Here is a 12,702-nt window from a genome sequence, read left to right on the forward strand (position 1 = left end):
CGGCGGATCGCTCCCCAACTCCCCGCGCCTCGTCTTTCGTTCGGCAAGGAGAGCCTCCGCACGCAGGCGCAGGGCGGCCGCCGACGCGTCGTGGCGGTGCGCGCGGCTTCGCGGGTGGTGCCGGCGGTGGCGGCTGCGGCCGTCGGAGACGGGGCCGCGGCCCGGGCCGCTGGTCGGAGTCGCGGTGCGTGAGCTCGATCGAAGTGCCATGCGTCGAGGATCCGGCAATCCGGCCACTCGCGATGATCATGGTCAATTCCGGTGGACGACCGCCCACTTGTGGATATCTCCGTCACTCACACGGACGCGGGCCCGGTCGGACGCGCCTCGGGAGCCCCGGTCCGGTCGGTCGATCGCAGCCGATGAGCCGGGTGCCTCAGCGAGGCGAGACGACCGCCGCGAGCAGGCCGGGTCCCGTGTGCGCCCCGATCACCGCACCCACCTCGCTCACGTGGAGTTCGACGAGGCCGGGCACGCGTACGCGCAGCCGGTCGGCGAGGGCCGTCGCCCGCTCGGGGGTCGCCAGGTGGTGGACGGCGATGTCGACCTGGGCGCTGCCGGCACGCTCCGCGACGATCTCCTCCAGGCGGGCGATGGCCTTGGACGCCGTGCGGACCTTTTCGAGGAGTTCGATGCGGCCGTCGTCGAGCTGGAGCAGCGGCTTCACGGCGAGCGCGGACCCCAGCAGGGCCTGCGCGGCGCCGATTCGGCCGCCGCGGCGGAGGTAGTCGAGGGTGTCGACGTAGAAGAACGCGGACATGCCCGCGGCCCGCTTCTCGGCCGCCGTCACCGCGTCGTCGACGGTGCCGCCCGCCTCCGCGGACTCGGCGGCTGCCAGCGCGCAGAATCCGAGGGCCATCGCGACCATCCCCGTGTCGACCACCCGCACCGGCACCGGTGCCTCCCGCCCGGCGAGCACGGCGGCGTCGTAGGTGCCGGAGAACTCCGAGGACAGGTGCAGGGAGACGATGCCGGTGGCACCGGACGCGGCGACCCGGCGGTAGGTCTCGGCGAACATCTCGGGGCTGGGCCGGGACGTCGTGACGGGGCGGCGCTTCTGGAGCGCCAGGGCCAGGGAACGGGCCGAGATCTCGGTGCCCTCTTCGAGCGCCTGGTCGCCGAGGACGACGGTCAGCGGGACCGCTGTGATGCCGTGGCGCTCCATCGTCCGCGTCGGCAGGTAGGCCGTGGAATCGGTGACGATCGCGACATGGCGGGACATGAGCTGGAGATTACCTGTCGATACGGGTGGGTGGCAGCCCGGGCCCCGGTGCCCGTCACCGGGGCGGCCGGATCACGTGGTGCTCTCGGGGCGGGGCTTCTTCTGCCAGGGGTAGGTGGGGCGTTGGCCCGGCGGCGTGATGGCCGAGCGCGTCGGCTGCTCCGGTGTGCGGGAGCGCGGTGTCTCGGGCCAGGTCTGTCCGTCGGCGGTGCCGGCGTCCGCCGCGGGGGCGTCGGGCCAGGACGCGGCGGGCCCCGGTTCCTTCGTCCAGTGCCGTAGCGCTCCGGCCTCCATGTCGATCTGGCTGCTCAGGGTGTCCAGGTCGTCGCCCGCGAAGCGGTGCGCCCGGTCGCGGGCGGCCCAGCGCAGGGAGTCCGCCGACCGCGTGATCCGCTCGGTGCGCTCGCGCAGGCCGGGCAGCCGGGTGGCCAGCGCGCCCCGGTCGGGCTCGGCCTCCAGGCGCTTCAGCTCGGCGTCCAGCTCGTGTCCGTGCGCGCTGAGCCGCTCGAAGAGGCTCAGGGACTCCTTGAGGGACTCGTCCTCCGCCACGCTCGCCTGGAGGGCCTCCTGGGTGGCCCGCATCGAGGTGCGCAGCTTCAGGCGGAGCTGGGCCAGCTCGCCCTGGGGGCCGAACTGGGTGAAGGTCTTCGCCCTCAGGGTGTGGTCCTCGACGGTGCGGCGGGCCTGCGTGATCGTGCGGTCGACGCCGCGCTTGGCGGCACCGACGACCTTCACCGTCGCGTAGGCGCCCAGCACCACGAACAGCAGGAAGAGCAGGGCGATCACGGTGATCACTGTTCCCATCACACTCCTCCTCGGACCGGTCGCGGCAGGCGTGGCCGCGCTCTCAACGGTAAACGCTGCGGGCAGGTTCGGAGTTCCGGAAGAACCCCGAACCTGCCCGTAGGGGACTACCCCGAGCCGCGCCGGCGAAGCCGTCCGGCCCTAGGCGGTGACGATGTTGACCAGCTTCGGCGCCCGCACGACGACCTTGCGGATCCCCGCGCCGCCCAGTGCCGCGACGACCTTCTCGTCGGCCAGCGCCACCTTCTCCAGCTCCTCGTCGGAGATCGCCGGGGAGACCTCCAGGCGGGCCTTGACCTTGCCCTTGACCTGCACGACGCAGGTCACGGTCTCGTCCACGACGTACGCCGGGTCGGCGACCGGGAAGTCCTGGTGGACGACCGAGTCGGTGTGGCCCAGCCTGCGCCACAGTTCCTCGGCGATGTGCGGGGCCAGCGGCGCGACCATCAGGACCAGGGCCTCGGCGACCGGGCGCGCGACGGGGCCGCCCACCTTGGTCAGGTGGTTGTTCAGCTCGGTGACCTTGGCGATGGCGGTGTTGAAGCGCATGCCCTCCAGGTCCTGGCGCACGCCGTCGATGGCCTTGTGCAGGGCCCGCAGGGTGCTCTCGTCGACGTCGGACCCGGCGGTGTCGACGACGGTGACCTCGCCGGTCGCCTCGTCGACGACGTTGCGCCACAGCCGCTGCAGCAGGCGGTACTGGCCGACCACCGCGCGCGTGTCCCAGGGGCGGGACACGTCCAGGGGGCCCATCGCCATCTCGTACAGGCGCAGGGTGTCCGCGCCGTACTCGGCGCAGATCTCGTCCGGAGTGACCGCGTTCTTCAGGGACTTGCCCATCTTGCCCAGCAGCCGGGAGACCTTCTCGCCCTGGTAGTAGTAGGCGCCGTCGCGCTCCTCCACCTCGGCGGCCGGTACGGCGATGCCGCGGCTGTCGCGGTACACGAAGGCCTGGATCATGCCCTGGTTGAACAGCCTGTGGAACGGTTCGGCCGAGGACACGTGGCCCAGGTCGAACAGCACCTTGGACCAGAAGCGGGCGTACAGCAGGTGCAGCACGGCGTGCTCGGCGCCGCCGACGTACAGGTCGACGCCACCGGTCGGCTGTCCCTCGCGCGGACCCATCCAGTACTGCTCGACGACCGGGTCGACCAGCTTCCGGTCGTTGTGCGGGTCCAGGTAGCGCAGCTCGTACCAGCAGGAACCGGCCCAGTTGGGCATGGTGTTGGTCTCGCGGCGGTACTTCTGGGGGCCGCGGCCGTCGCCCAGGTCCAGGGTGACGTTCACCCAGTCCTCGTTGCGGGACAGCGGGGTCTCCGGGGAGGTGTCCGCGTCGTCCGGGTCGAAGGTGCGCGGCGAGTAGTCCTCGACCTCCGGCAGCTCCAGGGGCAGCATCGACTCGGGCAGCGGGTGGGCGACGCCGTCCTCGTCGTAGACGATCGGGAAGGGCTCGCCCCAGTAGCGCTGGCGGCTGAACAGCCAGTCGCGCAGCCGGAAGTTGACGGTGCCCCGGCCGATGCCCCGGCGCTCCAGCCACTCGGTGATGCGGGCCTTGGCGTCGACGACGCCCAGGCCGTCCAGGGAGATCTCGTCGCCGGTGGAGTTGACGATCTTGGCGTCGTACGAGGCGAAGGCGTCGTCCCAGGTGGAGGCGTCGGTGCCGCGGTCGTCGGAGGGCTCGACCACGCAGCGCACGGGCAGGTCGAAGGCGCGCGCGAAGGCGAAGTCGCGGGTGTCGTGCGCCGGGACGGCCATGATCGCGCCGGTGCCGTAGCCCATCAGCACGTAGTCGGCGATGAAGACGGGGACCTGCTCGCCGTTGACCGGGTTGGTCGCGAACGCGCCGGTGAAGACGCCGGTCTTGTCCTTGGCCTCGGCCTGCCGCTCGACGTCGGACTTCGAGGCGGCCTGTGCGCGGTAGGCGGCGACGGCCTCGGCGGGCGTCGCGTGTCCGCCGGTCCACGCGTCGTGGGTGCCCTCGGGCCAGGCGGCCGGGGTGAACTTCTCGACCAGCGGGTGCTCGGGCGCCAGCACCATGTAGGTGGCGCCGAACAGGGTGTCCTGACGGGTGGTGAAGACCGTGATGGCCTCCCCGTCGACGGGGAAGTCGACGCGTGCGCCCTCGGAGCGGCCGATCCAGTTGCGCTGCTGCAGCTTGATGGCCTCGGGCCAGTCCAGGGCGTCCAGGTCGTCCAGCAGGCGGTCCGCGTAGGCGGTGATGCGCATGTTCCACTGGCGCAGCTTGGCCTTGAAGACGGGGAAGTTGCCGCGCTCGGAACGGCCGTCGGCGGTGACCTCCTCGTTGGCCAGGACGGTGCCCAGGCCGGGGCACCAGTTGACCGGGGCGTCGGAGGCGTACGCCAGGCGGTACTCGCTCAGGACGTCGGCGCGCTCGGCGGCGTCCAGCTCGTTCCAGGAGCGGTCGCCGCCGACGCCGCGTTCACCGGACTCGAACTGCGCGACCAGCTCGGCGATCGGACGGGCCTTGCCGGCCTCGTCGTCGTACCAGGAGTTGAAGATCTGCAGGAAGATCCACTGGGTCCACTTGTAGTACTCGGGGTCGATCGTGGCGAACGACCGGCGCTTGTCGTGGCCCAGGCCCAGCGCGCGCAGCTGGACCTTCATGTTCTCCATGTTGGCCTCGGTGGACACGCGCGGGTGCGTGCCGGTCTGCACCGCGTACTGCTCGGCGGGCAGGCCGAAGGCGTCGAAGCCCAGGGTGTGCAGGACGTTGTGGCCGGTCATGCGCTGGAAGCGGGCGAAGACGTCGGTGGCGATGTAGCCCAGCGGGTGCCCGACGTGCAGGCCCGCACCGGAGGGGTACGGGAACATGTCCATGATGAACTTCTTGGGCTTGGCGACCAGCTCGGGATCACCGGCCAGGTCCCCGACGGGGTTCGGCGCCTCGTACGTGCCCTCGGCGTCCCAGAAGTCCTGCCAGCGTGCCTCGATGTCGGCCGCCAGGGCGGCCGTGTAGCGGTGCGGCGCGGCCACTTCGGCGGTGGCAGCGGTGTTCGTCTCGCTCATGATCCTCAAAGCTCCATCGATCGTCTCTGCCAGCGGCTGACACTCAGGAAATGAAAAAGCCCCTCGCACAGGAGGGGACGCCGCGCCGATTCCGACCACGATTCGTCAGTGGTTCGGGACTGATCAGCGCGGCTCGCTAAGCAGAAGGCGTACGGCACGCATGGCGTCAGGGTACCGCAGCGCCCGCGCGGGCCGCGACGAGCTTTCGGGGCGCTCCGGCACTCCGTGCCACCCGCTCCGAGCACCGAAAAAGCTGAACAAAGTTCAAATCTTACTTCGCGTAACGGACACCAGGGGACAACACAAAGACCTCATTGCCCTTTGGTAACAACGCAATAACTCAAACCTCGAACTCGCCCGTATCTCTCGACCTAGAGTGCGGCTTCGGGACCGCTTCCCCGAACCGTTGGGAGTAACCCTCCATGAACCCTCGTCGCAACAACAGCTCGCTTCCCCGAGCGGGCCGTTCGGCCTACGGGGCGGCCAGTGCTGCCGCCCTTCTCCTCATCCCCGTGGTCGTCCTGGTGGGAGGCAATGGAGTCCGTGACTTCCTGAACTTCGGCGCCGGCGTGCTGTCGCTGGTCGCTCTGTCGTGCTCGGTGATCTGGGGCCTCGTCGCCACCGACCGGATCTTCCTGAACACCCGCCAGCGGCTGGTGGCACAGGCCGTGCACCGGACCACCGCCGTCTCCTCCGTCGCCTTCCTGTTCCTGCACATCACGGTCAAGCTGGCCCTCGACCACACCACCCTGCTCGCCGCCCTCGTCCCCTTCGGCCTCGGCGTCACCGGCACGGCCGGCCTCATCGGCTTCGGCTCACTGGCCGCCCTGCTCATGGTCTTCACCGCGATCACCGGTGCCCTGCGGAGCGCCTTCGCCTCCCCGGCACCGATCGCGGCCCGCTGGCGCGCGGTGCACATGCTGGCCTACCCCGCCTGGTGCTCGGCGCTGGTCCACGGGCTCTACGCGGGTCGACAGGCGAAGCCGATCTTCACCATCCTCTACAGCCTGTGCCTCGTCGCGGTCATGGGCGCGCTGGCCCTGCGGGCGGCGCCCGCCCCCGTCAAGCGCAAGGTCGCGGCTCGCGTCCTCGCGCTCATGGGCAACAACAACGGCCCCGGCGCCCGCGACTTCCGCGAGGACCTGGACGCGTCCCGCGCGGCCAACGCGGAGGCCCCCCTGCCGGGCTTCTCGGCACGCTCGGCCCGGCCCCCCGTGGGCGGCAACTTCGTCCCCTCCCAGCGCATGGACTCCCCCTCCGCGCCGTACGAGACCGCCGCGGAAGCAGGCGCGGCGAACGCGGGCACGAACGGTTTCGCCGCGGCCTACCGGGCCGTGTCCACCCCCGGTGGCGACGGCTCCGGGGCCGGCGGGACGCAGCAGTTCCCCATGCCGCCCGCCATGCAGCCGACCGAGATGTTCCCCCGCGTCGACGTCGGCGGCGGGTCGGGCAGCTGGCCCGTCCCCTCGCCGCCCCCTGTCGGCGAGGCCCCGCAGTCGGCGTACGACCCGCTGGCCGACACGGGATACAACATCCCGGTCTATGACAATCCGGCCGTCGATGCGTACGGCATGAGTGACGTGTACGACACCGGTGAGTCGAATGCCGCCTATCGCACGTACAACACCAACGACACGTACGACAGCGGTCCCACGCCTGACGTACTGCCGGGCGCCTTCGACGCTCCTGGCTCCGGTGAATCATGGAACGCCCCTTCCGGAGGCTTTAAGTGAACGAGGCCCTGCCCGACGTCCCGGAGGTCCGCGTCGTCGGACTTCCGCAGCTCACGTCGGGTTTCGACCTGGTTGAACGTCTTGATCTGCCCATGCACCTGAAGGTGCACGGTCCGCTCGAACCGATGGGTGGCGAACAGCTCGCGGGACTCGCCGAGGCGATCTCCCTGAAGGGGCGCGGCGGCGCCGGTTTCCCCTTCGCCAAGAAACTGCGCTCGGTCGCCGAATCGGCCATCAAGAAGGGCATCCGCCCGGTGGTCGTCGTCAACGGAAGCGAGGACGAACCGGCCTGCCGCAAGGACACGGTGCTCATCAACCGTGCCCCGCACCTCATCCTGGACGGCGCCCTGCTGGCCGCCGAGGCCATGGGGGCACGCACGCTCGTGATCGGCGTGACCCGCGAATCGACCCAGCGCTCCATGGAGGCCGCGCTGGCCGAACGCGGCCTGAGCAACCGGCGCGGATCCCCGCTGCGCGCGCGGGTGCAGCGCAACCCGGTCCGGATGGTGACCGGGGCCGCCGCCTCACTGGTGCGGTCGATCGACGGCGGGCCGGCCATCCCGCCGGGCCGCAAGATCAGCGCGTCACAGAGCGGTGTGGGCGGTGCGCCCACCCTCCTGTCGAACGCGGAGACGTTCGCCCAGCTGGCCATCGCAGCCCGCATCGGCCCCGACCGCTACCGCAACACGGGCCTCTACGACGAGCCCGGCACCGTCATGCTCACCGTCTCGGGCGCGGTCGCGCGCCCCATGGTGATCGAGGTCCCCACGGGCGTGCCCCTGCGGTACGTCCTCCAGCTGGCCGGCGCCCCGCCCATGCCCCAGGGCGTGCTGACCGGCGGCTATCACGGCAAGTGGCTCGACGCCGCGGCGGTCAACGAGGCGATCGTCTCGCGCGACAACCTGGCCGCGGTGGGCGGCGCGCTCGGCGCCGGAGCCATCATGCCGATCACCCAGCAGACCTGCCCGCTCGGCGAATCGCTGCGGGTGGCCCAGTGGCTGGCCGAGGAGAGCGCGGGACAGTGCGGTCCCTGCTACCTCGGACTGCCGGCCGCGGCCCGCGGCCTGGAGGACATCCTCAACGGCGGTGGCCCCGCGGCCCTGGAGGCCGTGAAGCAGGTCGCCAAGTCCGTGAAGCGGCGCGGCGCGTGCTCCCACCCGGACGGCTCGGCGATGTTCATCGAGTCCACGCTCAAGGCGTTCACGGACGACCTGGCCGCCCATGTCCTCGGAAACGGCTGCGGACGGCCCGTGGAGGGCGTTCTGCCGCTCTTCGAGGGCGGCAGGGCACCCACGGGCATCCCGGGCGGCCAGGGCGAGCCGGACACGGGCTCCAGCCGCCAGAAGATCTACGTCGACTGGACGCTGTGCCGCGGGCACGGCCTGTGCGCCGACATCCTCCCCGAGGTCTTCGAGCTGGGGGCCGACGGCTTCCCGACCGTCGCGCAGGCCTCCGTACCGCGCTACGCCGAGGCGAAGGCCCTGCGGGCGGTACGGCGCTGCCCGGCGCTCGCCCTGCGCCTGGAGGAGGACACCCGGTCCGCCGCGCCCGCCCGCAACAACCTGCCGGTGCTGTCCCAGGGGCGCGGCCGGCGCGCCCTGGGCAGCGGCCGGTGAGCCCGCGAGGACGCTGAACACGAGGAAGCGGGCCACCGGTGACCGGTGGCCCGCTTCTCGCTGCGCTCCGGCGCGGGACGACGAAGAAGCGGGCCACCCGATCCGGGTGACCCGCTGTCAACTGCTGTGGAGCTAAGGAGAATTGAACTCCTGACCTCCTGCATGCCATGCAGGCGCTCTACCAACTGAGCTATAGCCCCTCGCGACCAGCGGCGTAACCGCTTCTCGGCCGTTCCGCCCGGTTTCCCCGGCGGCGACGCCAACATTACACGGTCCCCCTGGGGAACCACCAAATCGTTTCCCGTACGCGCCGATTGAGGCCAAATGTCGGATTCTCCGGCCGGGGCGGGGGCTCCCCGGTCAGGCCGTGGCGAACGAGTAGAACCGCTTGAGGGTGCAGTGCTCGTCGAGGAGCCGGCCGTAGATCGGCTCGCCCTCCAGCTCCCGATACGTCTCGATCGGGTCGCCTTTTATGATCAGCGCCCGCGCGCACTCCTCGCACCAGTACTGGTAGTCGTGGTTGACCGGCTCCATGTCGCGGACGATGGGCGTACCACTGCCGCACCAATCGCACTTCCGCCTGTGTGCACCCATCGATCAGCTCCAGCTGTGGCCGCAGGCCGTGCACACGTAGGAGATCCCACCGTTGTCGCCGAGAACCTGGGCGATGTGGGCCGATCCGCAGGACGGGCAGTCGAGGAGGGTGGCTGGCTTCCGGGTCAGTACCGCATCGGGGAGATCGTCGACCTCCTCGATGATGCTGGCAGGCATCGGTTCTCCCTCCCGTCGGGCCGCGCCCCCTTCCGGCCGTTTGATTCTGCCACGGCAGCGGCAATACGGTCAGCGACGCCTTCGTACCAGTCCGGACACGGGACCCGGCGCGGCCGTCGCGGCACGCGCATTCGTGCACGCCAGGAGGGTGTCCGCAGAGATATACGCCCGGCGGCGCCAACTGACTCAAGCGGAGAACAACGAAAAATCCCGCCCCCTGCCGGGGACGGGATCTTCAGAAGCGATCAACGACTCTTCGAGAACTCGAAAGGGAGTCGATCCGTGGAGCTAAGGAGAATTGAACTCCTGACCTCCTGCATGCCATGCAGGCGCTCTACCAACTGAGCTATAGCCCCGTGCGCTCTTCCCGCCCTGCGGGCCGAACAAGAAGAACTTTAGCCTGCGACCAGCCGGAAAGTGAAATCCGGTCCGTCCGGGCCCGCAGGACCGGACGGAGGCCTTCCGTGGCACCGCTCAGTCGTCGTCACCGAGCACCGGTTCGGGCAGCGTGCCGGCGTTGTGCTCCAGGAGCCGCCAGCCGCGGGCGCCCTCGCCGAGAACCGACCAGCAGCAGTTGGACAGCCCGCCGAGGCTCTCCCAGTGCTGGGACTCCAGGCCGAGCAGACGACCGATCGTGGTGCGGATCGTGCCGCCGTGGCTGACGACGACGAGCGTGCCGTCGTCCGGGAGTTTCTCCGCGTGCCGCAGCACCACGGGGGCGGCGCGGTCGGCGACCTCGCTCTCCAGCTCGCCTCCGCCGCGACGGACGGCCTCACCGCGCTTCCACGCGGCGTACTCCTCGCCGTGGCGGGCGATGATCTCCTCGTGCGTCAGGCCCTGCCAGACGCCCGCGTAGGTCTCCCGCAGGCCCTCGTCGTGCGTGACCTCGAGGCCGGTCAGCGCGGCCAGCTCTGCGGCCGTGTTCGCGGCCCGCTGGAGGTCCGAGGCGACGATGGCGTCGGGCTTCAGCGAGGCGAGCAGCCGGGCGGCGCGCCTGGCCTGCCCGACACCCGTCTCGGTCAGCGCGACGTCCGTGGTGCCCTGGAAGCGGCGCTCCACGTTCCACGAGGTCTGGCCGTGCCTCCAGAGGATGAGGCGACGGCCGCGACCCGGCCTGCCGCCGCTCTCCGCGCCCGGCCTCTTCTCGGCCCCACCGGTCACCGCAGCTCCTCCAGTTCGGCGGAGTCCTCCTCGGCCTGGAACTTGGCGTGCTCGGCGCCCTTCCCACGGGTCGCCTTGGCCTCCTCGGGGAGGTCCAGCTCGGGGCAGTCCTTCCACAGGCGCTCGAGCGCGTAGAAGACACGCTCCTCGCTGTGCTGGACGTGCACCACGATGTCGACGTAGTCGAGCAGGACCCAGCGGGCCTCGCGGTCGCCCTCGCGGCGCACCGGCTTGACGCCGAGCTCCTTGCTGAGGCGCTCCTCGATCTCGTCGACGATCGACTTGACCTGGCGGTCGTTCGGGGCGGACGCCAGCAGGAAGGCGTCGGTGATCGAGAGCACATCGCTCACGTCGTAGGCGATGATGTCGTGCGCGAGCTTGTCTGCGGCCGCCTGTGCGGCGGTCTTGATGAGCTCGATGGAGCGGTCCGTGGCGGTCACTACGCGGCTTTCCGTCGGCGGTCAGTAATGACTCAAGGGTCTCACGGACCGCCGAGGACCCCCCACGCGTTTCCCGGGACCACGCCCCGGGCGGCCCCGGGGCGTGGTCGCGGTCACCCCTTGGGTGCGGTGTCGACCTTGTAGTCCTGGCCGAGGACGACCGAGACGTCCGCGTTGTTGGTGACCGTGCCCTTCTTGACCGTGCTGGTCGGCAGCCCCAGCGTCTTGGCGACCTCCACGGCGTCGTCCTTCTTCGCCGCGTCGCCGTAGGTGATCTGCGACACGCTCTGGGCCGCGCCGGCGGATCCGGCGTCAAGGTAGGTGTAGCCGCCGTTGACCAGCACGACGCGGGCCTGTCCGGTGGCCGCCTTGTCGCCGGTGGCGTTCTTGATGCCGACGCGGACCGCGGCGTCGGCGTCCGGGCTCTTCGCCGTGCCGCCGAGGATGTCCTTGATCACGCTGCTGGAGGCACTCGCGCCGAGGGTGCCGTCCTGCTGCACCGGGAGCAGCGCGGTCTTGTAGTCGCCGCCCTTGGCGAGGTCGGCGAGCTTGGAGAGGAAGGCGCCGAGGTCCTGGTCCGTCAGGGACGGGTCGAGGATCTGCGCCAGCGTCTGCACGGTGGTCGTCGCGGCCTGCTTGTCGGAGGACAGCTTGCGCAGTACTCCCTGCATGACCTGGCCGAACCGTTCCAGCTGTGCGTTCTGCGCCTCGCCGGGGGCCCGGTAGGTGGCGTAGGCGACGGCCATCTTGCCGCTGAGGGTCTGGTCGGTGCCCTTCTTGACGAGCGGGGCCTCGCCCTTCTTCTTGGACTCGGGGTCCGGCACGTCGGTGTTCGTGGTGATGTCCACGTTGCCGACGAGTTCGACGAGGTTGTTGAGGTAGGGGGTGTCGAGCCGCCAGGTGCCCTGGATGTTGGTGCCGAGCACGGTGTCGACCGCGTCCCGCGTACCGGACGAGCCGTCGCTGTCGACGGACTTGGCGAGCGTGGTCGTCGAGCCGTCGTCGTCCGTCAGGGCCAGGGCGTTGGGCAGCAGGACGGTGGTGCCCTGCCGGGTGGTGGTGTTGTCGACCAGCAGGGCCGTGGAGGTGCCGCCGCCCTTGGTGTTGTGCAGGTGGACGACGATCACGTCGCGCTTCTGGGCGGTGACGGCCGTGCTGGTCCCCGGCCCGGCGTCCGAGGAGGTCCCGGGCAGCTTGCCCGCGTACCAGAGGTAGCCGGCGCCTCCGACGGCGACGAGGGCGAGGACCACGACGAGCGCGACGACCCGGCCGCGCGCGCGGCGCCTGGCCTCCTCGCGGCGCTCGGTGCGGTTCTCGGTGAACTTCAGCCAGTCGATGACGTCCTCGGACTCGGCTTCCGGTTCCTCGACGAAGGCGAACTGCTCGGTGCGGTAGTCCCGGTCGGCGCGCAGCGGGGTCTCGTCGTCCTCCTGCGGCCCGGCCTGCTGCGGGATGTACGCGGTCTGCTCGGCGACGACCCGGGGCTGCTGACCGGTGCCCGCGCCCTGCCGCCCGTAGGCGTCGTACCCGGTCCCGGCGGGCCCGTCGGCGCCGGGCGCACCCGTGCCGTAGGCGTCGTGGGAGCCGTACGGCTGGGCGCTCGGCTGCCGGCCGGTGTCGTAGGGCGCCACCGTGGGCTGCTGTCCCGTGTCGTACGGGGACGCCGTCGGCTGCTGACCGGTGTCGTACGGGGACGCCTGTTGCTGCTGTCCCGTGTCGTAGGGCTGGACGGGCTCCTGGGCGCCCGTCGCGTAGGGGTCGTAGCCGTAGCCCTGTTGCTGCTGGGCGGCGTAGCCGTCGTACCCCTGGGCAGGCTGCTGCGGCACCTGCCGGTAGACGGGCTGCCCGAACTCGTCGTAGCCGACGAGTTCGTACGGATCGCCGCCCGTGTATCCGTCGTATCGGTCGTTCACCGGGTGCCCCTCTCG

The 12,702-nt window shown here is 70.8% G+C and carries 10 protein-coding genes and 2 tRNA genes; 2 read left to right on the forward strand and 10 right to left on the reverse strand.

All coding sequences use genetic code 11. From position 1 onward, the window contains the following. Positions 1 to 376: 376 nt before the first annotated feature. The 3 genes from B0675_RS03340 to leuS form a co-directional block, all read right to left on the reverse strand. Positions 377 to 1,222: a DegV family protein gene (locus B0675_RS03340; RefSeq protein ID WP_081217231.1), complete on the reverse strand. Its 846-nt coding sequence runs from the start codon at positions 1,220 to 1,222 to the stop codon at positions 377 to 379. Positions 1,223 to 1,294: 72 nt separating this feature from the next. Beyond that, a complete protein-coding gene (locus tag B0675_RS03345; protein ID WP_081217232.1) occupies positions 1,295 to 2,026 on the reverse strand; it encodes a hypothetical protein in 732 nt (243 codons plus the stop codon). Between the two features lie 141 nt (positions 2,027 to 2,167). Next, positions 2,168 to 5,053 carry a leucine--tRNA ligase gene (gene leuS, locus B0675_RS03350; protein WP_081217233.1) on the reverse strand — a complete coding sequence of 962 codons (2,886 nt, stop codon included), beginning with the start codon at positions 5,051 to 5,053 and terminating at the stop codon, positions 2,168 to 2,170. Positions 5,054 to 5,475: 422 nt separating this feature from the next. Here leuS and B0675_RS03355 point away from each other — a divergent pair, with 422 nt between their 5' ends. Together B0675_RS03355 and B0675_RS03360 are read left to right on the forward strand one after the other, a co-directional pair. Beyond that, on the forward strand, positions 5,476 to 6,786 hold the full coding sequence (locus tag B0675_RS03355) for a ferric reductase-like transmembrane domain-containing protein (protein ID WP_081217234.1): 1,311 nt from the start codon (positions 5,476 to 5,478) through the stop codon (positions 6,784 to 6,786). Then, the gene (locus B0675_RS03360; RefSeq protein WP_081217235.1) at positions 6,783 to 8,402 is read left to right on the forward strand and encodes an NADH-quinone oxidoreductase subunit NuoF family protein; all 1,620 of its coding nucleotides are present in this window, start codon (positions 6,783 to 6,785) and stop codon (positions 8,400 to 8,402) included. Before B0675_RS03355 ends, B0675_RS03360 begins: the two co-directional genes overlap by 4 nt. A gap of 127 nt (positions 8,403 to 8,529) precedes the next feature. On the opposite strand, the gene B0675_RS03365 is transcribed toward B0675_RS03360, so the two are convergent. From B0675_RS03365 to B0675_RS03390, 7 genes are all read right to left on the reverse strand, one after another. Beyond that, positions 8,530 to 8,602 (reverse strand) — tRNA-Ala (locus B0675_RS03365). 160 nt (positions 8,603 to 8,762) lie between these two features. After that, positions 8,763 to 8,996, reverse strand: a complete 234-nt coding sequence (locus B0675_RS03370; RefSeq protein WP_010986886.1) for a hypothetical protein — start codon at positions 8,994 to 8,996, stop codon at positions 8,763 to 8,765. 3 nt (positions 8,997 to 8,999) lie between these two features. Beyond that, positions 9,000 to 9,173 (reverse strand): hypothetical protein, encoded by a 174-nt coding sequence (locus B0675_RS41280; RefSeq protein WP_179165233.1) that lies wholly within the window; start codon positions 9,171 to 9,173, stop codon positions 9,000 to 9,002. A gap of 283 nt (positions 9,174 to 9,456) precedes the next feature. Continuing rightward, a tRNA-Ala gene (locus B0675_RS03375) sits at positions 9,457 to 9,529 on the reverse strand. A 118-nt stretch (positions 9,530 to 9,647) separates the two neighbouring features. Beyond that, a complete protein-coding gene (locus B0675_RS03380; protein WP_081217236.1) occupies positions 9,648 to 10,334 on the reverse strand; it encodes a histidine phosphatase family protein in 687 nt (228 codons plus the stop codon). After that, a complete protein-coding gene (rsfS, locus tag B0675_RS03385) occupies positions 10,331 to 10,774 on the reverse strand; it encodes a ribosome silencing factor (protein ID WP_081217237.1) in 444 nt (147 codons plus the stop codon). The genes B0675_RS03380 and rsfS overlap by 4 nt, the downstream gene beginning before the upstream one ends. A 113-nt stretch (positions 10,775 to 10,887) precedes the next feature. Then, entirely contained in the window at positions 10,888 to 12,687 is a 1,800-nt protein-coding gene (locus tag B0675_RS03390) for an LCP family protein (protein WP_081217238.1), read from the reverse strand. Between the last annotated feature and the right edge of the window lie 15 nt (positions 12,688 to 12,702).

Origin of the sequence: Streptomyces sp. M41(2017), from assembly GCF_002078175.1 — a bacterium.
Classification (GTDB): domain Bacteria; phylum Actinomycetota; class Actinomycetes; order Streptomycetales; family Streptomycetaceae; genus Streptomyces.

What these genes read in the sequence shown, in the direction of transcription:
- B0675_RS03370 (WP_010986886.1), bottom strand. Translation starts at nt 8,996, where the DNA reads ATGGGTGCACACAGGCGGAAGTGCGATTGGTGCGGCAGTGGTACGCCC.
- B0675_RS03345 (WP_081217232.1), bottom strand. Translation starts at nt 2,026, where the DNA reads ATGGGAACAGTGATCACCGTGATCGCCCTGCTCTTCCTGCTGTTCGTG.
- leuS (WP_081217233.1), bottom strand. Translation starts at nt 5,053, where the DNA reads ATGAGCGAGACGAACACCGCTGCCACCGCCGAAGTGGCCGCGCCGCAC.
- B0675_RS41280 (WP_179165233.1), bottom strand. Translation starts at nt 9,173, where the DNA reads ATGCCTGCCAGCATCATCGAGGAGGTCGACGATCTCCCCGATGCGGTA.
- B0675_RS03340 (WP_081217231.1), bottom strand. Translation starts at nt 1,222, where the DNA reads ATGTCCCGCCATGTCGCGATCGTCACCGATTCCACGGCCTACCTGCCG.
- B0675_RS03355 (WP_081217234.1), top strand. Translation starts at nt 5,476, where the DNA reads ATGAACCCTCGTCGCAACAACAGCTCGCTTCCCCGAGCGGGCCGTTCG.